Origin of the sequence: uncultured Ruthenibacterium sp. (genome assembly GCF_963558415.1) — a bacterium.
Lineage (GTDB): Bacteria > Bacillota > Clostridia > Oscillospirales > Ruminococcaceae > Ruthenibacterium.
In genome coordinates, this window is the sequence record NZ_CAUWGY010000009.1 from 1 (window position 1) to 22,503 (window position 22,503).

Below are 22,503 nucleotides of genomic sequence, written 5' to 3' on the forward strand. Positions count from 1 at the left end.
AATTTGCATATCCATGTGTTTAAAATTCAATACCACGGCGAGCGGTCACACCCTGTTCGTACGGGTGGCGATGACAGCGCATCTCGGTGGAATAATCGGCGGCCTGCTGCATCCACTGCGCAGGTTCGCGTCCTGTCAGCACCACTTCCTGTCGATTGGGCCGCTGCAAGACCGCCTGCTGCAAAAGTTCCTTATCGATCATATCCAACTGCCAAGCGGCACACGCTTCGTCCAAAACCAATAAATCGCACGGGCTCGACAGCGCCAGACGCAGATTTTGCGTTTGCAGATAAGCGGTCTGTTTCTTTTCATCCTCATTCATCTGAAAAACGAATTTCTGTCCGGCCTTGCCCCGGTATACCTTGGCCCCCAATTGTTTCAGAAGATGCACTTCCCCAGTGGAACTGCCTTTCAAAAATTGCACCACTGTCACCGACATTCCATTTCCCAATGCCCGCAGTGCGAGTCCCATGGCCGCGGTTGTCTTTCCCTTGCCATCTCCCCAATACAAATGTACTCGTCCCTGCTCTTCCATATGGCGCCTCCGGTTCTTTTTCCAGTGTTTTTTATCATACCACAAAAAACGGCTGCAATGCAAAATGCGGGACCTTTTTCAGGTCCCGCATTTTTTATACCCAAAGGGGATTGTCCCACAGATTCAACTTGGTGCCAAGGCCCATTTCCTTCGCATTTTTATACAGCATATTGGCAATAAGAATGTCTACTGAGCCAACACCCAGCGTTCCGCAGAAAATGAACTCGTCGTCATTTTCCCGACCCAACTGCTCCACGACCATCTGCGGCATCTCGACCACATCCTCCTTGTTCAGGCGGCCCTCGTGGTACAATTTGCCCTCCAATGTCCCATTATAATGAGAAAGCTGTGTCCAGTTATCCACAAAAATTTTGTCTGCGCTGGTGAGCACGTCTTCCTCATAGGAAGCCGCCTCCATCTGAATGACGGTTGCATTCTTTTTGATCCATTCTTTTTTCAAAAACGGTTTTGCCGCTGTGGTTTCGGTGACGACTACGTCCGCATCCTTCAATGCAGTTTGAGCATCGGTGCAGGCCACCACATTGTATTTTCCCTTGAATTCATCTGCCAGCGACTGCGCTTTGCTCTCGTCCAAATCCACCATATAAATGGTTTCCAACCCCGGCAGAACCTCCATCATGGCCATAATCATCGTACGGCCGATGACACCGGCCCCAAACAGCGCTGCCACCTTGGAGTTTTTACGTGCATTGTATTTGGCCATTACGCCTGCCGCCGCACTGGTGCGCATGGCTGTAGTAATGGTTCCATCCAAAATCGCCTTGGGGAAAACGGTATGAGGATCGCTGAGCACTACAATATCCACACCATAGGGCAACCCCTTGGAAGGATTGTCTTTTGCTTCGGACGCCCACTTGAAACCAACTACGTCCTCATCTCCCCCAATATAGGATGGCATGGACATGCAGTAGGAGTCCCAATCATCCGCATCCATCTCCGGCATACGCAACTGCACCTTTGGCGGATTGCTGACTTTTCCTTCTCCCAGCAGACGGAAGGTTTTCTCGGTGGCTTCCAAGATCTTCTTCATATCCAAAAGGCCCGCCTGAATGACGTCCTCCTGTTTTAAAAATAAAATTTCCGGTACCATTTCCAACACCTCTGTTCTCTGTATGCTGCCGGCCATATCCAGACCGTTTCAGCACGTTTCATTATAGCATCAATATTCATGAAATCAAGCGTTTTGTGAATATTTATTCAGAAAAATGCAAAAAGCAAGGAGTCCCGCTTGGTGGGACTCCTTGGATTAGTTTTGTTTTTCTACAATTTTATACTCATTGTCCATTTGGAAGAAAGGGCACTCGCGGGTATATCCGCCCAAACAATCGCCCATTTCATCCTCATCAAGCGGCACACAGCAAACCCGTTCACCGTATTCTTCATCCCAAACATAATTGAGGCACCACTCACAATGGGTCATGATTCAGACTCCCTTTCATAGCTTTCGTCCGTGAGGAAGGCATCCAATCGGGCAGCCTCTTGTTCAAAATCACAACCGATCAGCGAACGACCCGAAGGCAAATTGATTCCCCAGCAGTAGTCCTGATCGGGAACCGTGAGCTGTTGCGCATCGCTGGTGAGCAACGCAGGCATTTTAAAAGCCAATTGCCACAGTTCGCCGTTGGTCAAATTCGTCTCGATCATCGGAAGCAGCTTGTCCGCAATCAGGTTGATTTTGGCCGGACTGAGCGTAGCAATTTGATCCGCAGCCGCCTGAATGACTTCCTGCTGGCGTTCGACCCGCTTCCAGTCGCTGTCTAAATGACGGATTCGCGCATAGACAAGGGCTGTGGGACCATCCAAACGAGCCTCTCCGGCTTCCCATTTGTCCTCGCCGGCAATTTGATTCATATATTCCGCCTCAGCCTCGCTCAGGTCCACCACCACTCCGCCGATATCGGTGATGCCCTCCTCAAAAATAGTAAAATTCACACGCACGTATTTGCTTACGTCCACTTTATAATAATCCTGCAATGTCTTGAGCAGAAGTTCTGCCCCGCCATAGGCATATGTATGTGTCAGCCAATCATCCCCGTGGTTTGGAATGGACACGCCTACTCCGCGCTCAAAAGACGCCAGTTTCCAAGTGTTCTCCTTGCTGTTGATGGAAAGAAGCATGATACTGTCCGCTCGACCTGTATCCGATTTGTTTTCCTCCCGCTCGTCCGAACCAATGAGCAAAATATTTGTGATGTCCTCATGAACATTCACTTCTCCGTCCGGCGGCGCGATGTTTCCTCCGTTCTCCATCACATCAATGTAATCCAGGTCCAAATGCTCAAAAGAAAGTTCTTCCTCATCTTCCGGAATGGACTCGGCAATGCTATAACTTTCTGATGTGGGCCGAGAAAGCAAATTCATTTTGCTGTTGATGTAAATCGCGCCGGCCGCAACAACCAACACCAAAAGTGCCAAAGCCGCTGCCAAGATAATCAAAATAATTTTGGCACGCTTGGACAATTTCTTTTTCATGGTTGCTTCCTCCGAATTTAAATCTGATGTTACGGCTGTTTGTGCCGCGATGTTTTATTGTAGCAGATATTTGTTAAACTTACATGAAAAATTTGTGTCAAAAAGCGGCTCTTTTCAGTAGAGCCGCTTTGCTTTTTAAAAACCCATGCTCTGCATGCTGTACGGTCGTCTTTACCGCTCCTCCGTTCAGAATTTTCGATTATTCTGCGGAAAATTTATGAAAGCCATATTTCTCTTCTTTTTTGCGCTCTTCTTCCAATCCTAAGCAAAACGCCTGGCGAATCCGGTTCAAAACAGACGCAGATTCCCAGATATCGTAAGCTGTGCCCGCCAAGGCCAGGATCCCTGTTCGGGTGGCGTTTTGTCCGGCAGGAGAAACCGTTGCATCTGCAAACTCTTTTGTATGCAGATCCATCTGCTCGCAACCTTTGATTCCAATCATTCCGTGAAGCGTCGGGATTCGAAAGCTAACGTTTGCCGCATCGGTCGATATCCGATCACGCGGGTCCACTGTCACCGGCTCACCCAGGCGATCCAGATTGGCTTTTAACACATCCTCCAAAGGTCCATTGTTTAAAAATGTGGTGTTTGCCGCCGAGAAGTTTGTGGCCTTCATCTGGACACCCATACTGTCGGCCACGCCTTGCACACAGCGCGTTACCCGCTGGACCGCCAGCTCCGTCTTCCATTGAGCGTCACACCGGATAAAATATTGCAGACATGCATAGTCCGGAATGATATTGGGCAACACACCGCCATTTTTTACGATACCGTGTATATTTGCATCCAAATACTGTTTGATTTGATTGATGCTGACATAGCTCATTACGGCCGCATCCAGCGCATTGATGCACTGCGGACCAGCTTCGTTTGCATGACACTTTTTACCGAAGAATTCAAACTGGATGGGATAGATCCCCATGCTGCTGATCTGTGTGCAAGTATGCTTATAGGGATGCAGCATCAATGCCACATCCAACTCATCAAATACACCCTCATCCAAAAACTGCACTTTGGTGCAACTTACTTCTTCATCCGGAGTTCCATACACCACAATGGTTCCTTGGCCGTTCAAAACCGTTTTCAACGCTGCCGCCGCGCCTGCGCTGATCACACCGATCAAATCGTGTCCACACCCGTGGCCAATTTCCGGCAGCGCATCATACTCACACAAAAAGCCGATCACCGGCCGACCCGAGCCATAGACGGCGCGAAACGCTGTGGGAACCCCGCTCAACCAAAAAGCCCCGCCTGTCCAGCCAGTTTTCCAGCATCTGCGCGGACTCGTTCTCCTCAAGCCCCAGTTCCGGATGTTCATACATCCGGCGAGAGATCTCCCAAAGTTCCGCAAGCCAAGACTCTACCTCATCAAACATTTGTTGTTTTGGGTCCATTCACACACCTCCTGCCGCCTTCTCATAAAATGGTACTTGCGCGTATTTATTACACGATTGGCCGATTGCAAATCGGTTATAGTATAGCAACTGAACTTCCTTTTGCATAGTTTTTGCTGTAAAAAAACAAAAAATTGTTTTGTAAAAAGACGAACGAAAAAAGCAGAATCCCAAAATTGCGGCTGTACAAAGGAAATCGGGTATAGTATAATATAGGATGAATTACGCCCAGAAGCGGGCGTGGAAACCGGATGGTAAAGGAGTGGAGCGGTTTTGATCAAGTTCTACAATCCCCTGGGCAAAGTATGCATGACCAACGAATACTTTGCGGGCCTTGTCGGCGCAGCCGCGCAAAGTTGCTACGGCGTTTGCGGCATGGCCACAGGCGGTAAATCCGACAGTTTCAAAACCTTGTTCCTCGGCAGCGATTTTCCTGACAAAGGCGTGCGCGTGACCGAGGAAGATGGAAAGCTTGTGATTGAACTGCATATCAAGGTGACTTATGGGTTGAACATCGCTGCCATTGTGCGCAGCATTACCCACAAAGTAAAATACGCCGTGGAAAGCGCTACTTCTCTGGAAGTGCGCCGCATCGACGTGTGCGTGGACGACATCGTCTGATCTTCGCCCGGACGGGGCATCTGCGGCAATGGCCGACAATTTTTTGAGGTGAATAAGCATGATTACTGGCGCAATTCTCAGAGACAGCATTCTCTCCGGTGCGAACAACCTGGCCAACCAGCGTGCGCGCGTGGACGAGTTGAACGTTTTCCCCGTTCCCGATGGTGATACGGGTACCAACATGAGCATGACCATTGGAAGCGCTCGCACCGAGCTGGAGGCTTTGGCAGACGACTGTACCGTGGAGACCGCCTCTCAGGTAGTCGCCGGTGCGATGCTGCGCGGTGCACGCGGAAATTCCGGTGTAATCTCCAGTCTTTTGTTCCGTGGCTTTTCGAAAGCCTTGAAGGGCAAAAAGGCCGCAGATGCGGCTGACCTGGTAGCCGCCCTGCAAAAAGGCGTAGAAGGAGCCTACAAGGCTGTGATGAAACCCACAGAGGGCACAATGCTGACCGTTGCTCGTGTAGCCGGAGAAGAGGCCGCCAAGGCGGACGCCTCCTCGATGGATCCTGCACAAATGTGGGAGCTTATCTGCAATGCTGCACAGGCCGCACTGGACAACACACCCAATCAGTTGCCTGTTTTGAAAAAAGCTGGTGTGGTAGACGCGGGCGGTCAGGGTCTGATGTGCATTTTCCTGGGTATGCTCAGCGTATTGCGGGATGGAAAAATCATCGAGGCCAGCGAGGCACCTGCTAAAAAGTCCAAACTTTCCACTGACGGAGCGGACAAAGGCGTTTACACCGACGATCTGATGACCGTAGAGGATATTGTAAACGGTTATTGCACTCAGTTTTTGGTAAATAAAAATGAGAATGCGTCCAGCGATAAGTTGCGTGCGTTCTTGGAGTCCAATGGTGACAGCGTGGTGGTCATTGAGGACGATGAAGTCATCAACTGCCATGTGCACACGCAGGACCCGGGCAAGATTATCAGCCATGCACTTCAATACGGCTATCTGACCAGTTTTAAAATCGAGAACATGCATGAGCAATTCCTGGCCCGCCAGAAACAGGGCGCTGGATTGCGCAAACAAGCTGCGGCGGAGGCCAGTACTCCTGCCAACGAATTCAGCTATGCCGCTGTGGACCAGAGCCGTGATTTCGGTTTTGTAGCTGTGGCCGCAGGGGATGGATTGAAAACCATCTTTGCTGATTTGGGCGTAGACGCCGTAGTATCCGGCGGACAGACTATGAACCCCGCCACCGAGGACATTGTGGCTGCCGTGCAGAGTGTGCCTGCCAAAACGGTGTTTGTGCTTCCCAACAATAAAAACATCATCATGGCAGCAGAACAGGCCCAGAAAATTGCCGATCGAACCATCGTGGTTCTGCCCACCCGCACCATTCCTCAGGGCATTACCGCTATGTTGAACTTCGACCCGTCCCTGTCTGCGGATGAGAACAATGTGAATATGATGCAGGCCGCCGACCATGTGGCCACAGGCCTTGTCACTTTTGCCGCCCGAGATTCGGACTTTGACGGCAAGAAAATCAAAAAAGGCGAAATTTTGGCGCTGGAAAACGGAAAGCTGGTAGCTACCGGCACCGACATCACCAAAACCACTTATCGTCTGGCCCGCAGCATGTGCAAAAAGGACACCAGCTTTGTCACGGTGATCTCCGGCTGCGACGTCAGCGAAGAGGACGCAGAGCGCACAGCGCAGATGGTTCAGGCCAAGTGCCCCTCCGGTGTGGAAGTTACGCATCTGGTAGGCGGCCAGCCGGTCTACTACTACATCATCAGCGTAGAGTAAAAGGTTCAAAATTTCAAAGCGCCGCCAAAGTGGCGGCGCTTTTTCGTAAATGAAAGGAGGGGCGGCATGGATATTCGTTATTTAAAAGGCGTGGGCGAAAAACGGGCCGCCCAGCTCTCCAAACTCGGTATTTCTACTGTGGATGACCTGCTGGCATTTTATCCCAGGGATTATGTGGACTACTCTCATCCTTATCCCGTAGCCAACGCTCCCTATGACATAAAATGCGTGGTGCGCGCCACTGTTTACAGCATCGGCGCATTGACCCGCATCCGCGGCGGAAAACAAATGGTTCGCGTTGTGGCAGGCGATGATACTGCTGGTTTATCTATTGTATATTTCAACAATCCGTATATTTCCAAAAAACTGGAATCCGGCCGCGAATACTGCTTTTTTGGAAAAGTATCCGGTGGCTTTGCGCAACGGGAAATGATCAACCCCGTAATGATGACCACCGAGGCTGCAGGGGCCACGCCTTTGGTACCTGTATATCCGCAAACCGAGGGGATTAACAGCAGTTATCTTGCCAAGTGCGTGCGTATGGCCTTTGCAGCGGCACCAGACATTGACGAACCATTGCCGCTCTGGATGGTGGAAAAATATCGACTGTGCTCCAAATCGGACGCAGTCCGAATGATACACTTTCCCCGCTCAAGCGCTGACATCACCTGTGCACGGCGGCGGTTGATTTTTGAGGAGCTTTTGGCACTTCAACTGGGTCTGCTCTTACTGCGAAGCCGGGGTGAGCGCTGGACCGGCGCCCCTATGCACCCTGTGGATCTCGGCCCCTTTTGGGCGTCGCTTCCTTTCACGCCCACCGGTGCACAAAAACGAGCAACGGAGGAAATCCTGGCAGATTTGGTCCGGCCGGCTCCTATGAATCGCCTGCTGCAGGGCGACGTGGGAAGCGGAAAGACCCTTGTTGCTGCCGCAGGAATCTATGCGGCCTGGAAAAATGGATACCAAAGCGCACTGATGGCACCCACGGAAATTCTGGCTGCCCAGCACGCGGAAACCTTGGGAAAAATGTTGGAGCCCCTTGGGATGCGCGTGGCGCTTCTGACCGGAAGCGTAAAGGGAAATGCCAAAAAAGCCGTGCATAAGGCCATTGCCCAGGGAGAGGCCGATCTGGTGGTGGGTACCCACGCGGTGTTGGGCCCGGATGTGACGTTCCAGAAGCTGGGATTTGCAGTAACGGATGAGCAGCACCGCTTTGGCGTGCGTCAGCGCTCGGCACTGGCAGGCAAGGCCGATCATCCACATCTTCTGGTCATGAGCGCTACACCCATTCCGCGCACACTGGGGCTTTTGATGTTTGGCGATTTGGATATTTCCATTCTGGATGAACTTCCGCCGGGGCGTACACCGGTCAAAACTTATGCAATTACCGGGAAAAAGCGTGCGGACATGTACGGGTTCCTGCGCGCACAGCTTCAGCAGGGACGCCAAGCATACATCGTATGCCCGGTAATCGACGAAAGCGAAACCGACATGTTGTCCGTAACCTCTTATTACGAAGAGACTGCTCGTCCCCTTTTGGCTGGATATCGGGTAGGACTGATGCACGGACGACTGAAGCCAGCCGAAAAGAATGCCGTCATGCAACAATTTAAAAACGGCGAACTGGATGTTCTGGTATCCACCACGGTGATCGAGGTGGGCGTGGACGTTCCCAATGCCAACATGATCGTGATTGAAAACGCGGAGCGCTATGGTTTGTCGGCATTGCACCAGCTCCGGGGCCGTGTGGGACGCGGCAAGGGAGAGGCCTATTGCATTTTAATCAGCGACCACACAGGCGAAGCGGTAAAAAAGCGGTTGTCTTTCTTGTGCCACACCACCGACGGATTTGCCATTGCAAAATTTGATCTTGAGACCCGCGGCCCGGGAGATTTCTTTGGAAGTCGGCAGCATGGTCTGCCCAGCCTTCACATTGCAAATTTGATGACCGACGCCAAGGCGTTGTACGCCGCTCAGCAAGAGGCCATCCAACTGGTTGCAGCGGACCCCGGACTGCATCAACCGGAAAATGCAGGGCTGCGCGGTTTGGCGGAAGGTTTGTTCCGGGAACAAACCGCCTTAAACTAAGTCTTTTCCTTTGTGATTTTAGGAGGTATTTGATTATGAACATTCGAAGAGCTCTTGAATCTGACATTCCGGGCGTGAACCGGTTATTGTTTCAAGTGAACCAAGTCCACCACCAAGGTCGTCCCGATCTCTTTAAAAGCGGCGGGCGAAAATACACCGATTCGCAGCTAGTGGAAATTTTTTCAGATGACAGCCGACCGGTTTTTGTGGCGGAAAATGAAAACGGCCAAGTTCTCGGCTATGCCTTCTGTATGTTTCAACAGCATATTGACGACAATATTCTAACAGATGTCAAAACATTATACATTGATGACATCTGTGTAGACGAGGAATGCCGGGGTCAGCACATTGGGCGGAGACTGTACGACTATGTAATAGATTTTGCCCGTGCGGCAGGCTGTTACAATGTAACGTTGAATGTGTGGAGCTGCAATCCCACGGCACAAGAGTTTTATGAAAAATGCGGTATGAAACCGCAGAAAACGGGAATGGAACAAATCTTATGAAACGACTGCTGATGCTGATGAATCCCTATGCGGGTACCCAACAGGGAAAACAATTTCTGACCGATATTTTGGCGCTGTTTTATGAACGTGGATACGCACCCTTGACTTTTGTCTCCCACAATCCGGGCGACTGCACAAAACTTGCCCAAGAATACGGCGAACAGGCTGATTTGGTCGTATGCGCGGGCGGAGACGGAACGCTGAACGAAGTATTGACGGGTCTGATCGAATCCGGTTGCCAGACTCCTGTGGGCTACATTCCTTGCGGCTCCACCAACGATTTTGCCAGCAGCCTGCATTTGTCTCGAGACCTTCTTCAAGCGGCCCGAGACATTCTGGATGGACGTGTTCAGCTTTTGGACGCCGGAAAATTTGGCGACCGGTATTTTTCCTACATTGCCTGCTTTGGTGCGTTCACCCGTGCTTCATATGCCACACCTCAGCATATGAAAAACATGTTGGGTCACTTTGCCTATATTCTGGAAGGGATTCGCGACATTGGAGACTTAAAACCGCGTCACATTCAGGTCGTAGCCGGTGAGCACATGGTAGAAGGCGACTATCTGTTCGGCGCCGTGTGCAATTCCACTTCGGTAGGTGGACTTCTCAAACTGGACCCCAACGTGGTGGATTTGTCCGATGGACAGTTTGAGATCATTCTACTGAAACAACCTTCTAACATTCTGGAACTGAACGATTGCCTGTGGAAACTGAATCAGCAGCGGTATGATACTCCCATGGTAGAATTTTTCCGAACAGACAAGGTCACCTTTTATACCCCCGATGCGCCGGACTGGACTTTGGACGGCGAATACGCCCCAGGCTCTGAAAAAATTGAAATCGTGAACATGCACCACGCATTTCGCTTAATGGTCAACGACTAATAAAAACCGCCTGTTCCGTAAGGAACAGGCGGTTTCTTGTTTTAACGGCGCACGCGCACCCGTACGGGCACAGGCTGGGGTTCTCCCCACAATAAGCGTGCCAAAATGTCCCAAAGGGAAAAACGGATGTTCATAGAACCCCTCTCTTTCTATATCTGATTGGATGGTTCTATCATATATGCTTTTTGCTTTACCGTATGTGACAACATCACCATTCAGTCCAAAAACTGGATGCACGCTCCCAGAACCCCGTCACCAATATAACTGCTGAGGGTTGCGTCAATTTCGCCTTCCCAGAAATGTTCGTAATCCGGGAAAGCAGACTTGACCCGCTTGGCCAGTTCTGCCATTTCCTCCGGTGCTCCACCGTTGGCCACTGCCAAATTATAGCGCCGATGCCCGACCGAATAACGGCCCAGAAGTTCTACGATCTTGGGCTGCACCGCCTTTCGGCCACGAACCTTAGCCACACTGGACAGTTGCCCGTCCGCTGAAAACCCAATGATCGGTTTGATGTTCAACATAGTCCCTGCCACAGCGGTGATTTTTCCAATTCGTCCACCCTTTTGCAAATATTCCAATGTATCCACCGAAAAAAAAGGAACCGTGTTTTCCAAAAGATGCGGCACACGAACGTTCAACAATTCTTCCCACCGCATACCGTTCCGAATATCTTCTGCAACCTGCAGCAAGGTGCTTCCAATTCCAAGGCTTCCGCTTTGCGAATCAAATACCCGCACATCCAAATCCGTGCGCTCCTGCCCTTGCAAGCGCATCAAGTTGTATGTGCCTGAAAGTCCTGCCGAAAGATGAATGGCCAATACTTTTTCATATCCTTGGGCAGCGATCTCATCCAAAATTCTCTTAACGCTTCCGCCGTCCGGCAGCGAAGTATGGGGCATCTCGCCCGCCTTCTGCCGTTTGTAAATATCCGCTGCGAAAATATCAACACCGTCGGAAAATTCACCGTCTTCGCAGCGAATCTTCAGCGGCACCACAAAAATCGGTTTTCCTTTTCGCTGTTTTTCACTCAAATCCGCGCAAGAATCCGTCAAAAGAGCAATTTTTTCCGGATTATGAGCAAAGCGCGCCTTTTCAGTTGACAAACAGACCACCTTACTTTACCATAATATATCAAACTGGACACTGTCACATAACAGTGTTATGTGATTATTATAAAAGGTTCTTTTTGCTCTGTCAATGACATAAGGAGTGTTTTTATGTGTGATTACCAAGAACGCCGGCGCCAGCAGGCCCAAAAGACCGAACAGGCCATTTTAGAGGCTGCGATGGAACTTTGCCGCCAGGAAAGCTTTGATAAAGTATCCGTGCGGGACATCTGCAAATATGCGGGAATCACCACCGGCGCATTTTATCACCACTTCCGTTCCAAGGACGAACTGTTGAGTCGGGGATTTACCTCTTTAGATGTTTACATGGAACAGGTTTTGCGCGGACATGAATCCGAACCGCCGGAGCAGCGGCTGCGGTTGATTTTATTCAGCTACGCCTCATTTATGGAGGATTTGGGTTGGGAACTGGTGGCCCGCTATTACCAGCACCGGCTGGGGCAGCCCGATTTTCATTCCATCGACCCCAGACGTTTCACCCTGCAGGCCTTGCTGAAATGTCTGACAGATGCACAAAGCCAAAAGCTTTTGCTGACCGTCCAAACGCCTGAGTGGATCGCTCAATTTTTATTAACCGCGGCAGCTACTCTCTTTTGGAAAAATTAGAGCAGGATTATCTCTTTTTCAAAAGGATTTTTCAGGCAAATCCAAAGTGAATTTGTAAAAGTTTTTTCACAAATCGGTACGGCAATCAAAATATGCTATAATAAAAAGCGGCTGGCGATTGACTGCACAGTCTCATCCACTTTCTCACAGGAGGCCTGTTTGAACATGTTTTGGGATACTTCTAGCACAATTGCTCCGGGGAATGGTTTTTCCCTGTTTTCGGCCACTCACTTGGCTTGGCTGACGGCGGCGGCCCTTCTTTTCTTTGTAGCGGGAAGATGGTATCGCACCGCACCGGAATCCTCGCGCCAGCGCTTACGCCTTTTGATTGGCATTTTGCTTCTCATCGACGAGTTTTTGAAGGATGCCTCCACGCTGGCCACCGGGCGCTTTGAATGGGCGTTTCTTCCCTTTCATCTGTGCAGCATCAACATCTTTGTGATTTGGGCGCACATTCTCCGCCCCAGCGACGCGAAAAGCGAATTTCTGTATGCGATTTGCCTTCCCGGCGCACTTGCAGCGCTCTTGTTCCCCTCTTGGGCCCAACTGCCGGCTTGGAATCTAATGTGCATTCATAGCTTCTCTGTACACATCCTTTTGATGCTTTATCCCATTCTGCTGCTGTGCGGAGGATACCGTCCTCATTTTTCCCGGCTGCGGCCTGCGTTATTCCCCTCGCTGGTGACCGTATGCGTGGTTTTTGGAATCAACAAACTGCTCGGCACCAATTTCATGTTCTTAGACAACGGCGGGTCGGGCAACCCGCTTGCTTGGGCAGAAAGCGCTCTTGGAAATCCGGGATATCTGATTGTTCTTCCCGTTTTGATTGGACTGGTATGGCTCATTCTTTACCTTCCGCTGATGGTCCTGCGCAAAAAACGTGCTGCTTGATTTGGCTGCTACCGTTTTATAATCATAAAAAAGCCCCCGCCAAATGGCGGGGGCTTTTTTATGATTAATCCAATTCTTTCTCGTAACTGAGTATCTCTCCTGTGGCGGCATCCACCTCATAAGAATACTCCATCCGGTCCACATTCCACTCCAGTTCATACTTTGTGCGGCCATCGTCCCGGTCCAGTTCGATTTTCAAACGGGAGATGTCTGTCTCAGACAGGCCCGCGTGGGACAGCGCCGCGCTCAGAGCCTCATCTTCCGTAATCTGAGCCGATGTCGAACCAGCCTGGGTCTGGCCCGGTGCATAAAACTCGGCGTCAGAGTCAAAGGACAGAATTTCGCCTGTCTGCGCATCGATATCGTAGTCGTATTCGGTGTTGTCTTTATAGAACTCGACTTCGTACTCCTGCCGGCCATCGTCCCAGTCCAGTTTTACGTGTACAAACGTCACATCCGCTTGTTCCAATCCCGCGTGTTCCAGCGCAATCTGCTTTGCCTGCTCTTCGTCGATGCCTCCAGTGACCGTCGACGTAGAAGCAGTTGACTCGGTACGGGGGGTCACTGTGCCCGAGGGAGAGGCAACCGGAGCCACCGCAGAAGAAGAACCGGAAGCGGAACTTGCTGCGTTCGCACAACCCGCCAGCAGCACACCTGTCAAAGCCAGAGCAATCAAACCAAATTTTGTCTTTTTCATATTGTAATCATCCTTTCCCATGAGAGGGTGTTCTTTTGTTCTGGCTTTAGTATAGGCGCCAAAGATTAAAGGCGCATTAAACAAAGCAACTTTTTTTCATTTTTTTCAAAGAACTCGAGAAAGTGTAAACGTAAACGATGTTCCCTTGCCCAGCGTGCTCTGCACTTGTACGCTCCCGCCATGTGCCTCGGCGATCCATTTTACCATGGACAGTCCCAATCCGGCTCCCTGCGTACTGCGGGCCGGATCCGCCTGCCAAAACCGGTTCCACACCTTGTCCAAATGTTCCGGCGCAATGCCAATGCCATTGTCCTCTATCGTGCCGGTTACCCATTGTTCATTTCCTGAGAGCGTCACACGAAGCCACCCGTCTTGCCGGCCATATTTGATTCCATTTTCCATCAAATTCATCAGCAGCCGCATAAGCATGGTCTCATCGCCCTGTACCACCAAATCCGGCTGAATTTCGGTTTCAATGGAAATGTTCCGAACCCGGGCTGTCTCCTCCATCTGTTCGGCCACAACCGTCGTCAGCTCGCTCAAATCCACCCGTTCCAAATTCAGCCGCTGCCGGCTGCCAGTGGTGCGCGCCAACAGCAAAAGCTGAGAAATCAATGCCGCCATCTTTTCGGCCTGATCGAGTACCGCACTCAGGGCCGACCGCGCCTGGTCCAGCGTGTCTGCATTTTCCAGAGCGTCCTCACACTGCGACAAAATGATGGAAGTGGGTGTCCGCAGTTCATGAGATGCGTCGGAGGCAAACTGTTTCTCCGCTTCAAAGGCGGCCTGCAACCGCTCGAACATATGATCAAACTCCGCCGCCAGAGCATAAATTTCATCGCGGCCTTCGCCCAAAGCAATGCGGCGGGACAAATCGTTTCCTGCACTGATCTCTTGCGCGGTCTGGGCAATACGCCGTACCGGACGGAAAGCTCTGCGGGCAATAAAATAACCGCCCACAGCCGCCGACACTACAAAAAACGGAAACACGACCAATGCCAACTGCAACATGGCCCGCAAGGTAGAATTGACATCGTCCGCGGAAGCTACACCGCGCACCCACACCGCACCGTAGCCGTCAATTTCGTGCCGTGCATCGTACACATACCAGTTGGTCTGCCCGGTTCCCACGGCGCGCATCCGGCGGTCGGAAAAGGCAGATGTATTGTCAAACTGACCCGGAACTGCACCGTACAGCGGCTCACCCGCGCTGGTGTAAACGGATAAATATACACCATCGTCGAAATATTCCAACTCATTGCTGATTTCCAAGCTGCCATTCACTGCCACCATGGCAGCTCTGCTCTCTTCCACCAGAGATACCATGCGGTCCCGTGTGGCCAGACGGGCGGACTCGCCTCCCGCGGAAAACAACAGCCACAGCGCCAGCCCGGCCAGCAGCGCCATAAAAAGCGTGAACCAAAGCGTCACTTTCAGCCGGATGGTCAGCCGCCTCATGGTTCCTTTCGCAGCACATAGCCTGCGCCTCGCACCGTATGCAAAAGTTTTGGTTCAAATCCGTCATCCAGCTTTTTGCGCAGATAGCGAATGTAAACATCCACTACATTGGAACCGCCTTCATAGTCATAATTCCAGATATGACGGCTGATTTTCTCCCGAGAGAGCACTACGCCGCTGTTGCGTGCCAAATATTCCAGTACGGCAAACTCTTTGCTGGAAAGCGTCACAGGCTTACCGGCCCGTTCCACCGTTCGGCCGGCACAATCCACCACAAGGTCCGCCACGGTAATCACATCGCTGACGGCGCCCGTATTGCGGCGCAAAAGCACACGCAAACGGGCCAGCAATTCCTCGAAGGAAAAGGGTTTTACAAGATAATCGTCCGCACCTGCGTCCAGTCCTGTAACACGGTCCTCAATGCTGTCCCGTGCGGTCAAGAGCAACACCGGCGTTCGATTGCGATCGTTGCGCATACGGCGCAACACATCAAGGCCACTGAGCCCAGGAAGCATAATATCCAACACCAGCGCATCATACTCCGCCCCAGGCAAATGATCCAGCGCGCTCTGCCCGTCGGTACAACTATCCACACTGTAACCGGCATCTTTTAAACGTTTGGTGAGCAGACGGTTTAATTCCGGCTCATCTTCTACCACCAAAATGCGCATGGCACAGCCTCCTTTTCACCCCAGCCTTTTTACAATTGATTTTATTTTATCATAGCCCCTGTTGTTTGTCATCCCAGCGCCACATCGAGAATCATCATGATCACAAATCCTACCAAAACTCCCCATGTTCCCGCTCGGGACCTTTCATCCCGGCGCGCTTCGGGAATCAACTCCTGCGCGACCACGTACACCATTGCACCTGCCGCAAAGCTCAAAAACCACGGCATAAGAGGCTCCACGCTTCCGGCGGCCAGCACTGCCAAAATTCCGCCCACCGGCTCTACCACACCGGAGAGCGCTCCCCCGGCAAAGCTTTTCAGACGAGAGTCCCCCTCTTTGCGCAAGGGCAAGGAAATCGCCGCACCCTCCGGAAAATTCTGCAAGCCGATTCCCAAAGCCAAAGCCGCCGCTCCCGCTGCCTGCCCCGCCCCCTGCGTTCCTGCCGCCAGCGCGCAGGCCAGGCCTACCGCCATTCCTTCCGGAATATTGTGCAGTGTGATTGCCAAAACCAGCAGTGTGGTGCGCCGATTTTTTCCAGTTTCCTTTCTTGAGCGGAGCAAGAGCGGTCGTAGCATATCCAAAAGCACTAAAAACAGCGCACCCAATAAAAATCCTCCTGCCGCCTGCACCCATCCCGAGTGCCCCTGTGCCACCGCGGTATCGATGGCGGGCAGTAAAAGGCTCCACACAGACGCCGCAATCATCACCCCTGCTGCAAAGCCCAAAAACACACGCTGGAATACCGGAGCGATTTCTCTTCTGAAGAAAAAGACCACCGCTGCCCCTGCTGCGGTCATTAAGCAGGTAAATCCTGTTCCCAACGCTGCCATTTGTACCGGTCCCATGCTTCTTCCTCCTTTTTTGCGCTGAGGCGCAGATTCTCTCCATGCGCACAAAAGCGCGCACTGGGTCTGTTGTCACCCTATGCACACAGCAATCAAATGGTTCCTGTAACTCCGTCTTGACAATCCTGTCAGGGTGCGCTAATATTTGAATATTGTGTAAATTTGGTGAAAAAACGGGTCGATCAATGGACCCGATGGGTTGTGTGTGAGAATATGGTCGAGCAAGTCTTGGTATTAAAGGAAGAAGCAGATTTTTCAGCCGGAAACTTCGAACGGACGGAGTGGAAAAACGGTCGGTTGATGCTTGTTTCGAGTGAAAATGAAGACACCGTACGCGGCAGCTACACTTCGCCTGAGTACCGCGCTGTGGCATTTGAGGAATTGGCGGTCTGCTGGAACGCCAGTATCCCCGCAGGGTGCTCGCTGGAGGCCTTTGCCCGCGTGCGTATTTCTGAACAGTGGAGCCATTGGTTTTCCTATGGAAAATGGAGCGTTTTTTCTTCTCGTTCCAGCTTATCCGGACAAGACGCAGGCCGGGTGCGAATGGAAAACGGCGTTCTCGTCATTGATGCGCCCGGAGGAGCGGACCAGTTTCAGATTCGGGTGGAATTGACGGCCCAACCGGGCGCAGAAGTTCCCACTGTCTCTTTGCTGGCGGCCGGTATCCGCGCGCAAAAGGTTTCGCTGGATGTAGGCGATGCTGTACAGCACCGGGTGCTGCCCTCTCCTGCATACTCTTTACATACCCGGGACCCTCGGCTGGAACCGATGCTGGCGGGCCCGTGCACTTTGGCCATGCTGGCCAACCGCTGGGGTGCTGACGTTCTGCCGGAAGAGGCTGCTTATGCGTGTTATGACAGCGTTCTCGGCAACTGTTCCAATCCCTGCTTTGCAGCCGCTTTTTTGGGCTGCTACGGGCTGGAAAGCTACGTGATGTACTTGGACTGCGCCGGACTGAAAAAGGAAATCAAAAACGGCTGTCTGTGCGCGGCCTGGATGAACTTTTCTCCACAAGAGGGTGGTTCCCGCGCCGTGGTGGTGCGCGGATTTGAGACCGACCAGGACGGAGCAGAATATGTTTTCGTGAACGATCCGGGCTGTGCGGACGATGCTTCCACCGAACAGCGCTGGCCTTTGGAACGGCTGCGGCAATTTTGGGACCGAATGGTCCTTGTGGTACATGGAAGGCTGGACAACTGCGATGTGTGTGCGCCTGCCCGATATGCCGGAGAGTTGCGGCCCACACAAATCCCAGGAGAATACGCGCTTTTCATCCGCGGAGAACGCCACAGCATTCCCACGGATTTGTGCACGCGCAACGGCCGTTGTACCGCCACAGTGTGCTACACTGTGCGGGATGAACACGCCTATGCGACTACTGCACAAAAAAGATTCTACTATACGAACGTGACCTCTTCGGGCCACATTTGGCTGGATACAAGCCTCATGCCGGCAGGGACCCGCCTGACTGCCTATCTGATTACCGATCGCGGAAATATGGTGACCGCCGGACTGACTGTGGAAGCTCGGAATGATTTATAAAAAACAGGGAACCCTCCTTATTAAAGGAGGGTTTCTTTTGAATGTATTCATCAATGACGCCTGCATCGGATGCGGTCTTTGTGCGGACACCTGTCCCGAGGTTTTCCAAATGATCGAATACCGGGCACAACCAAAGGTTTCCACCGTACCTGCAAAGTGGGCGAACAATGTTCAGCAAGCTGCAGACACTTGCCCTGTGAGTGCCATCGAACTGTCTTAAACAAAAAAGCGGAGCTATACAGCTCCGCTTTTTTATTTATGCGAACTGAGCCATCACAATGGCCACAAACATCATCAGGCAACCAAGCATCTCTTTGGCCGAGAGTGCCTCGCCCAGCAGCAGCCAGCCAAACAATACGGCAAACACCGACTCCAAACACATGATGAGAGAAGCAACCGTGGGATCGGTGTCCTTTTGTGCCAACACCTGCAATGTATAGGCCACGCCGCAAGACAAAATGCCCGCGTACAAAATGGGCACGCCAGCACTGAGAATGGCAGGAACAGACGGGGTTTCGAACAGGAACATACACACCACAGACAATGTGCCTGCTACCAAGAACTGCAAACAGGACATACGTACGCCGTCCACTTTTTGAGAAAAGTGGTCGATGATCAAAATATGTGCGGTAAAACCAAATGCTCCCAATAAAACCAGCACATCGCCCTTGGACAAGGAGAAACTGCCGTCCATGCACAAAAGGTACATACCAATGGCGGCCAACACCACACTGCCCCACAATAACTTGCCCGGTCTTTTTCCTACGAACAACCGGCAAAGCGGGACAAAAATGACGTACAGCGCTGTGATAAATCCGGCCTTTCCCGCAGTCGTATACTGCAGACCAAACTGCTGCAATGTAGATCCGGCAAACAGGGCCAAGCCGCAAAGCGTTCCGCCCAGCCAAAGGTCTTTTCCCGCATTGCGCCAACCCAGACGCACATGACGCATTTTATCAAACAAGACAATGCACGGAATCAGCACAATGCCGCCTAAGAGCAACCGAATCCCGTTGAATGTAAAAGGTCCATTCTGCTCCACGCCCGCGCTCTGCGCCACAAAAGCTGCGCCCCAGATCAAAGCTGTGAGCAAAAGCAGCAGATTTCCCTTCCATTTTTTTCGCTCCAAATCAAAACACTCCCCTCTGTTTACCGCACGCGATGCAGCAACTTTTCTTATTATAACAGATACAAAGCCCGCAGTGTACCTTTTTCTTTGCACTGAATAAAAAAAGATGCTATACTGATAATATTTCAACCAGGAGGCGATGTTATGGAAAATAAGCCATCCTTTTTTCTGCGCCCCGGTCAGCCTCGGGATCTTCCGGAACTAGCCCGTCTGTTTCGGGACACCATCCGAACGGTCAACCGGAACGACTACTCTGCGCAACAGGTAGATGCTTGGTCCGGACGCTGGAAAACCATTTTATCCCGCACGGATTTCTTTGGCCCGCTGTTTACGTTGGTGGCTGTTTCACAAGGGCATATTGTGGGATACGGCAACATCACTTCTGATGGATATTTGGATCATTTATACGTTCACAGCCGCATGCAGGGTTGCGGTGTAGCCACGGCGCTGTGCGAAGATTTGGAACGCCATGCCAAGTCCTGCGGGGCACAGGAGTTGACCGTTCAGGCGTCTGTGACTGCCCGGCCTTTTTTCGAACATCGCGGCTACCGATTGATCGAAGAGCGCACTTCCGAACTGGATGGTGAAAAGCTGACCTGTTTTTGGATGCAAAAATAACAAAAAGACCCTTCCCAAGAAGTGGTGTTCATAAGACAGTTAACAGACACAGCAGTTTGCACTGCTGTGTCTGTTCTTGCGTTTTATCCTGCTCTGCGATAGTATGGGACAAAACAAACCTACATAGGGAGATACACGATATGACAGAAATTAGATATGTCCAAGCGGAAGATAAAGAATTTTGGTATGGTCTTGATAAGCATTTGCCAGAACAAGAATTTGATAATAAAATTAGGAATCAGCAGGGATATATTCTATTCGAAAACAAAAAACCAATTGGGTTATTGAGATACAATCTTTTTTGGGATAACACGCCATTTTGCACAATGCTTGTGATTGATTTGGGTTATCGGGGAAAAGGATACGGAAAAAAGCTCATGGAGCATTGGGAAACAGACATGAAATCTCGAGGATATGGTATGCTGCTAACATCTACGCAAGTTGACGAAGAAGCACAACATTTCTACAGAAAATTGGGATATAAAGATTGTGGCGGATTCGTAATCAATATTCCAAAGTATGAACAGCCAATGGAACTGTTTTTGATAAAAAGTATTTAGATAAATTGAAGTTTGTCGAATCGCGAAGGGCGCACTTCTATACGAGTATTCCTTGTATGTGCGTCCCGCGGAGCAAAACAGCCCGGACACCTAAATGTCCGGGCTGTTTTGCGTCACTGCGTTTCGAACAAAGAGCGGTCCCCCTTGCGCCACTACATCGACTATCCCTACATAACAAAAGGCATGACCATTTTCGTCATGCCTTTTGCCTATTCAACTGTCTTATGGACACCGCCCGAATTGGGAAGTATCTTTTCTTTTGGAGGAAGCCAGGCCTAATCAGCGGCCCACCTCGGACAGACGGAGTCCCTCGTTGTGTTCCAAGGCCCAGTCAATATTCCACGGGCTTGTGAACAACAAAAGGCGACGCCCCTTGAAGTCCTCTACCCGCTTTGTATCACTTGTCAAATTCAAAGTCTTGGGGTCCAAATCCTCGTTCTCGATCCAGCGGATATAACTGTAAGAAAGATCGTTGCGGCGAATGTCCACATTGTACTCGTTTTTGAGACGATACTCCAGCACTTCAAACTGAAGCACACCTACCACTCCGACAATGACCTCTTCCATGCCGCCGCCCAGCTCTTTAAAAATCTGAATGGCACCCTCTTGGGCAATTTGCTCCATACCTTTCACGAACTGTTTACGCTTCATTGTATCCACTTGCGAAATACGCGCAAAATGTTCCGGTGCAAAAGTGGGAATGCCCGCATAGGCAAAGGGGACTTTGGCCGTGGTGATCGTGTCGCCAATGGAGAAAATACCCGGGTCAAAAATACCGATGATATCTCCTGCAAACGCCTCGTCCACGATCTCTCGCTCTGAGGCCATCAATTGCGTGGACTGGCTGAGTTTGATTTTTTTGTCTCCCTGTACATGGTACACGTCCATACCGCGTTCAAAGCGGCCGGAGCAAATGCGCATAAAGGCAATACGATCTCGGTGCGCCTTGTTCATATTGGCCTGAATTTTGAAAACGAAGGCCGAAAAATCATTTGAAAACGGGTCAATCTCACCGCGGTCAGACACACGGGGCAAAGGCGGCATGCTCAGACGCAAAAAATCCGCCAAAAACGGCTCTACGCCAAAGTTGGTTAGTGCCGAACCAAAGAACACTGGTGTGAGTTTTCCATGGTCCACCTTGTCCTTATCAAATTCGTAAGCCGCGCCGTCCAAAAGCTCAATGTCATCCTTCAGGGTATCGTGCAGAGGTTTGGTCAGCAAATCATCCAGGTTTGCATCTCCCAAATGCGCTTCGATTTTCTGAGCCTGCTGTGTGCCCACTTTTCCCACATTCTGAAACGCAAGAATCTCCTTTGCATTCCGATCGTACACGCCCTTGAACTCCTTGCCAGAGCCGATGGGCCAGTTCATGGGATAGGTTTCAATTCCCAATACTTGCTCGATCTCTTCCAACAAATCAAAGGGATTGCGTGCCTCCCGGTCCATTTTATTAATGAACGTAAAAATGGGAATGCCGCGCATCGTGCATACTTTAAACAACTTTTTGGTCTGGGCCTCAACGCCCTTGGCGGCATCGATCACCATGACCGCCGAATCCGCCGCCATCAGCGTGCGGTAGGTATCCTCGGAAAAGTCCTGGTGGCCAGGAGTATCCAGAATGTTGATGCAATAGCCGTTGTATTCAAATTGAAGCACGGAAGAAGTGACCGAGATTCCGCGCTGTTTTTCAATCTCCATCCAATCGGACACAGCGGCGCGGGCACCTTTTTTGCCTTTGACAATACCCGCTTGCTGAATAGCACCACCGTACAAAAGCAACTTTTCTGTCAGCGTGGTTTTACCCGCGTCCGGGTGTGAGATAATGGCAAATGTGCGCCGTTTCTCAATCTGATCCACAAAATCTTTCACAGTACTCCTCCTACCGGCCCGAATCTATCTACGGCTGTTTTTCAGCCGTCTGTTATTGTATGCCTTTTTTAGCTCCAATGCAAGAGCGGCATGACCTCAAAAACTCCTGTATCATTGGATACAGGAGTTCTTTCATTATATTACATAGAGTCCTTTGCCGTCAAATCTTTTTCATTTGACATATAAAAAAGAGCCACGGCCTTAAACCGT

General features: G+C 51.0%; 23 protein-coding genes and 1 pseudogene. 11 read left to right on the top strand and 13 right to left on the bottom strand.

Annotation, left to right across the window (positions count from 1 at the left end; translation table 11 throughout):
- Positions 1 to 19 precede the first annotated feature (19 nt).
- The 6 genes from AB5H98_RS02730 to AB5H98_RS02755 form a co-directional block, all read right to left on the bottom strand.
- Positions 20 to 535 carry a cob(I)yrinic acid a,c-diamide adenosyltransferase gene (locus AB5H98_RS02730; RefSeq protein WP_367924384.1) on the bottom strand — a complete coding sequence of 172 codons (516 nt, stop codon included), beginning with the start codon at positions 533 to 535 and terminating at the stop codon, positions 20 to 22.
- Positions 536 to 629: 94 nt separating this feature from the next.
- Positions 630 to 1,646: an ornithine cyclodeaminase family protein gene (locus tag AB5H98_RS02735; protein WP_367924385.1), complete on the bottom strand. Its 1,017-nt coding sequence runs from the start codon at positions 1,644 to 1,646 to the stop codon at positions 630 to 632.
- A 156-nt stretch (positions 1,647 to 1,802) separates the two neighbouring features.
- Entirely contained in the window at positions 1,803 to 1,976 is a 174-nt protein-coding gene (locus tag AB5H98_RS02740; protein ID WP_367924386.1) for a DUF6472 family protein, read from the bottom strand.
- Positions 1,973 to 3,028, bottom strand: coding sequence for an LCP family protein (locus tag AB5H98_RS02745; RefSeq protein WP_367924387.1), 1,056 nt, complete (start codon positions 3,026 to 3,028; stop codon positions 1,973 to 1,975). Before AB5H98_RS02745 ends, AB5H98_RS02740 begins: the two co-directional genes overlap by 4 nt.
- A gap of 199 nt (positions 3,029 to 3,227) precedes the next feature.
- On the bottom strand, positions 3,228 to 4,202 hold the full coding sequence (locus AB5H98_RS02750) for a M20/M25/M40 family metallo-hydrolase (RefSeq protein ID WP_367924388.1): 975 nt from the start codon (positions 4,200 to 4,202) through the stop codon (positions 3,228 to 3,230).
- On the bottom strand, positions 4,195 to 4,422 hold the full coding sequence (locus AB5H98_RS02755) for a hypothetical protein (RefSeq protein WP_367924389.1): 228 nt from the start codon (positions 4,420 to 4,422) through the stop codon (positions 4,195 to 4,197). The genes AB5H98_RS02750 and AB5H98_RS02755 overlap by 8 nt, the downstream gene beginning before the upstream one ends.
- A gap of 273 nt (positions 4,423 to 4,695) precedes the next feature.
- Here AB5H98_RS02755 and AB5H98_RS02760 point away from each other — a divergent pair, with 273 nt between their 5' ends.
- The 5 genes and pseudogenes from AB5H98_RS02760 (at position 4,696) to AB5H98_RS02780 (ending at position 10,277) form a co-directional block, all read left to right on the top strand.
- Entirely contained in the window at positions 4,696 to 5,043 is a 348-nt protein-coding gene (locus AB5H98_RS02760; protein ID WP_349215472.1) for an Asp23/Gls24 family envelope stress response protein, read from the top strand.
- A 58-nt stretch (positions 5,044 to 5,101) separates the two neighbouring features.
- A complete protein-coding gene (locus AB5H98_RS02765) occupies positions 5,102 to 6,799 on the top strand; it encodes a DAK2 domain-containing protein (RefSeq protein ID WP_367924390.1) in 1,698 nt (565 codons plus the stop codon).
- Between the two features lie 63 nt (positions 6,800 to 6,862).
- Positions 6,863 to 8,887 (top strand): annotated as a pseudogene (gene recG, locus AB5H98_RS02770) (ATP-dependent DNA helicase RecG); the annotation flags it as partial.
- A gap of 35 nt (positions 8,888 to 8,922) precedes the next feature.
- The gene (locus AB5H98_RS02775) at positions 8,923 to 9,393 is read left to right on the top strand and encodes an N-acetyltransferase family protein (protein ID WP_367924391.1); all 471 of its coding nucleotides are present in this window, start codon (positions 8,923 to 8,925) and stop codon (positions 9,391 to 9,393) included.
- Positions 9,390 to 10,277, top strand: coding sequence for a diacylglycerol kinase family protein (locus AB5H98_RS02780; RefSeq protein WP_367924392.1), 888 nt, complete (start codon positions 9,390 to 9,392; stop codon positions 10,275 to 10,277). The genes AB5H98_RS02775 and AB5H98_RS02780 overlap by 4 nt, the downstream gene beginning before the upstream one ends.
- Before the next feature lie 215 nt (positions 10,278 to 10,492).
- Here AB5H98_RS02780 and AB5H98_RS02785 read toward each other — a convergent pair whose 3' ends face one another.
- A complete protein-coding gene (locus AB5H98_RS02785; RefSeq protein WP_367924393.1) occupies positions 10,493 to 11,383 on the bottom strand; it encodes a DegV family protein in 891 nt (296 codons plus the stop codon).
- Between the two features lie 114 nt (positions 11,384 to 11,497).
- Here AB5H98_RS02785 and AB5H98_RS02790 point away from each other — a divergent pair, with 114 nt between their 5' ends.
- On the top strand, positions 11,498 to 12,013 hold the full coding sequence (locus AB5H98_RS02790; protein ID WP_367924394.1) for a TetR/AcrR family transcriptional regulator: 516 nt from the start codon (positions 11,498 to 11,500) through the stop codon (positions 12,011 to 12,013).
- Between the two features lie 159 nt (positions 12,014 to 12,172).
- On the top strand, positions 12,173 to 12,904 hold the full coding sequence (locus tag AB5H98_RS02795; protein ID WP_367924395.1) for a YwaF family protein: 732 nt from the start codon (positions 12,173 to 12,175) through the stop codon (positions 12,902 to 12,904).
- Between the two features lie 64 nt (positions 12,905 to 12,968).
- Here the strand turns inward: AB5H98_RS02795 and AB5H98_RS02800 are convergent, their stop codons facing one another.
- From AB5H98_RS02800 to AB5H98_RS02815, 4 genes are all read right to left on the bottom strand, one after another.
- A complete protein-coding gene (locus tag AB5H98_RS02800) occupies positions 12,969 to 13,601 on the bottom strand; it encodes a PepSY domain-containing protein (protein WP_367924396.1) in 633 nt (210 codons plus the stop codon).
- Positions 13,602 to 13,706: 105 nt separating this feature from the next.
- Positions 13,707 to 15,059, bottom strand: coding sequence for a sensor histidine kinase (locus AB5H98_RS02805; protein ID WP_367924397.1), 1,353 nt, complete (start codon positions 15,057 to 15,059; stop codon positions 13,707 to 13,709).
- Complete coding sequence (locus AB5H98_RS02810; RefSeq protein ID WP_367924398.1) at positions 15,056 to 15,730, bottom strand: response regulator transcription factor; 675 nt, start codon at positions 15,728 to 15,730, stop codon at positions 15,056 to 15,058. The genes AB5H98_RS02805 and AB5H98_RS02810 overlap by 4 nt, the downstream gene beginning before the upstream one ends.
- Positions 15,731 to 15,798: 68 nt before the next feature.
- Complete coding sequence (locus tag AB5H98_RS02815; RefSeq protein ID WP_367924399.1) at positions 15,799 to 16,575, bottom strand: ZIP family metal transporter; 777 nt, start codon at positions 16,573 to 16,575, stop codon at positions 15,799 to 15,801.
- Positions 16,576 to 16,788: 213 nt separating this feature from the next.
- Between AB5H98_RS02815 and AB5H98_RS02820 the strand changes: the two genes are divergently transcribed.
- Together AB5H98_RS02820 and AB5H98_RS02825 are read left to right on the top strand one after the other, a co-directional pair.
- Positions 16,789 to 18,117, top strand: a complete 1,329-nt coding sequence (locus AB5H98_RS02820; protein ID WP_367924400.1) for a hypothetical protein — start codon at positions 16,789 to 16,791, stop codon at positions 18,115 to 18,117.
- Between the two features lie 37 nt (positions 18,118 to 18,154).
- Complete coding sequence (locus AB5H98_RS02825; RefSeq protein WP_367924401.1) at positions 18,155 to 18,337, top strand: ferredoxin; 183 nt, start codon at positions 18,155 to 18,157, stop codon at positions 18,335 to 18,337.
- Positions 18,338 to 18,373: 36 nt separating this feature from the next.
- Here the strand turns inward: AB5H98_RS02825 and AB5H98_RS02830 are convergent, their stop codons facing one another.
- On the bottom strand, positions 18,374 to 19,246 hold the full coding sequence (locus AB5H98_RS02830) for a DMT family transporter (RefSeq protein WP_367924402.1): 873 nt from the start codon (positions 19,244 to 19,246) through the stop codon (positions 18,374 to 18,376).
- Positions 19,247 to 19,390: 144 nt separating this feature from the next.
- Here AB5H98_RS02830 and AB5H98_RS02835 point away from each other — a divergent pair, with 144 nt between their 5' ends.
- Both AB5H98_RS02835 and AB5H98_RS02840 read left to right on the top strand, forming a co-directional pair.
- Positions 19,391 to 19,864, top strand: a complete 474-nt coding sequence (locus AB5H98_RS02835; RefSeq protein WP_367924403.1) for an N-acetyltransferase family protein — start codon at positions 19,391 to 19,393, stop codon at positions 19,862 to 19,864.
- Positions 19,865 to 20,004: 140 nt separating this feature from the next.
- A complete protein-coding gene (locus AB5H98_RS02840; protein WP_367924404.1) occupies positions 20,005 to 20,424 on the top strand; it encodes a GNAT family N-acetyltransferase in 420 nt (139 codons plus the stop codon).
- A 279-nt stretch (positions 20,425 to 20,703) separates the two neighbouring features.
- On the opposite strand, the gene AB5H98_RS02845 is transcribed toward AB5H98_RS02840, so the two are convergent.
- Positions 20,704 to 22,293 carry a peptide chain release factor 3 gene (locus AB5H98_RS02845; protein WP_367924405.1) on the bottom strand — a complete coding sequence of 530 codons (1,590 nt, stop codon included), beginning with the start codon at positions 22,291 to 22,293 and terminating at the stop codon, positions 20,704 to 20,706.
- Between the last annotated feature and the right edge of the window lie 210 nt (positions 22,294 to 22,503).

Bases quoted from the DNA above. Each gene is read 5' to 3' on its own strand.
- AB5H98_RS02730 (WP_367924384.1), bottom strand. From the start codon at position 535: ATGGAAGAGCAGGGACGAGTACATTTGTATTGGGGAGATGGCAAGGGA.
- AB5H98_RS02740 (WP_367924386.1), bottom strand. From the start codon at position 1,976: ATGACCCATTGTGAGTGGTGCCTCAATTATGTTTGGGATGAAGAATAC.
- AB5H98_RS02790 (WP_367924394.1), top strand. From the start codon at position 11,498: ATGTGTGATTACCAAGAACGCCGGCGCCAGCAGGCCCAAAAGACCGAA.
- AB5H98_RS02755 (WP_367924389.1), bottom strand. From the start codon at position 4,422: ATGGACCCAAAACAACAAATGTTTGATGAGGTAGAGTCTTGGCTTGCG.
- AB5H98_RS02805 (WP_367924397.1), bottom strand. From the start codon at position 15,059: ATGAGGCGGCTGACCATCCGGCTGAAAGTGACGCTTTGGTTCACGCTT.
- AB5H98_RS02745 (WP_367924387.1), bottom strand. From the start codon at position 3,028: ATGAAAAAGAAATTGTCCAAGCGTGCCAAAATTATTTTGATTATCTTG.
- AB5H98_RS02800 (WP_367924396.1), bottom strand. From the start codon at position 13,601: ATGAAAAAGACAAAATTTGGTTTGATTGCTCTGGCTTTGACAGGTGTG.
- AB5H98_RS02765 (WP_367924390.1), top strand. From the start codon at position 5,102: ATGATTACTGGCGCAATTCTCAGAGACAGCATTCTCTCCGGTGCGAAC.
- AB5H98_RS02815 (WP_367924399.1), bottom strand. From the start codon at position 16,575: ATGGGACCGGTACAAATGGCAGCGTTGGGAACAGGATTTACCTGCTTA.
- AB5H98_RS02735 (WP_367924385.1), bottom strand. From the start codon at position 1,646: ATGGTACCGGAAATTTTATTTTTAAAACAGGAGGACGTCATTCAGGCG.
- AB5H98_RS02775 (WP_367924391.1), top strand. From the start codon at position 8,923: ATGAACATTCGAAGAGCTCTTGAATCTGACATTCCGGGCGTGAACCGG.
- AB5H98_RS02810 (WP_367924398.1), bottom strand. From the start codon at position 15,730: ATGCGCATTTTGGTGGTAGAAGATGAGCCGGAATTAAACCGTCTGCTC.
- AB5H98_RS02780 (WP_367924392.1), top strand. From the start codon at position 9,390: ATGAAACGACTGCTGATGCTGATGAATCCCTATGCGGGTACCCAACAG.
- AB5H98_RS02820 (WP_367924400.1), top strand. From the start codon at position 16,789: ATGGTCGAGCAAGTCTTGGTATTAAAGGAAGAAGCAGATTTTTCAGCC.
- AB5H98_RS02835 (WP_367924403.1), top strand. From the start codon at position 19,391: ATGGAAAATAAGCCATCCTTTTTTCTGCGCCCCGGTCAGCCTCGGGAT.
- AB5H98_RS02840 (WP_367924404.1), top strand. From the start codon at position 20,005: ATGACAGAAATTAGATATGTCCAAGCGGAAGATAAAGAATTTTGGTAT.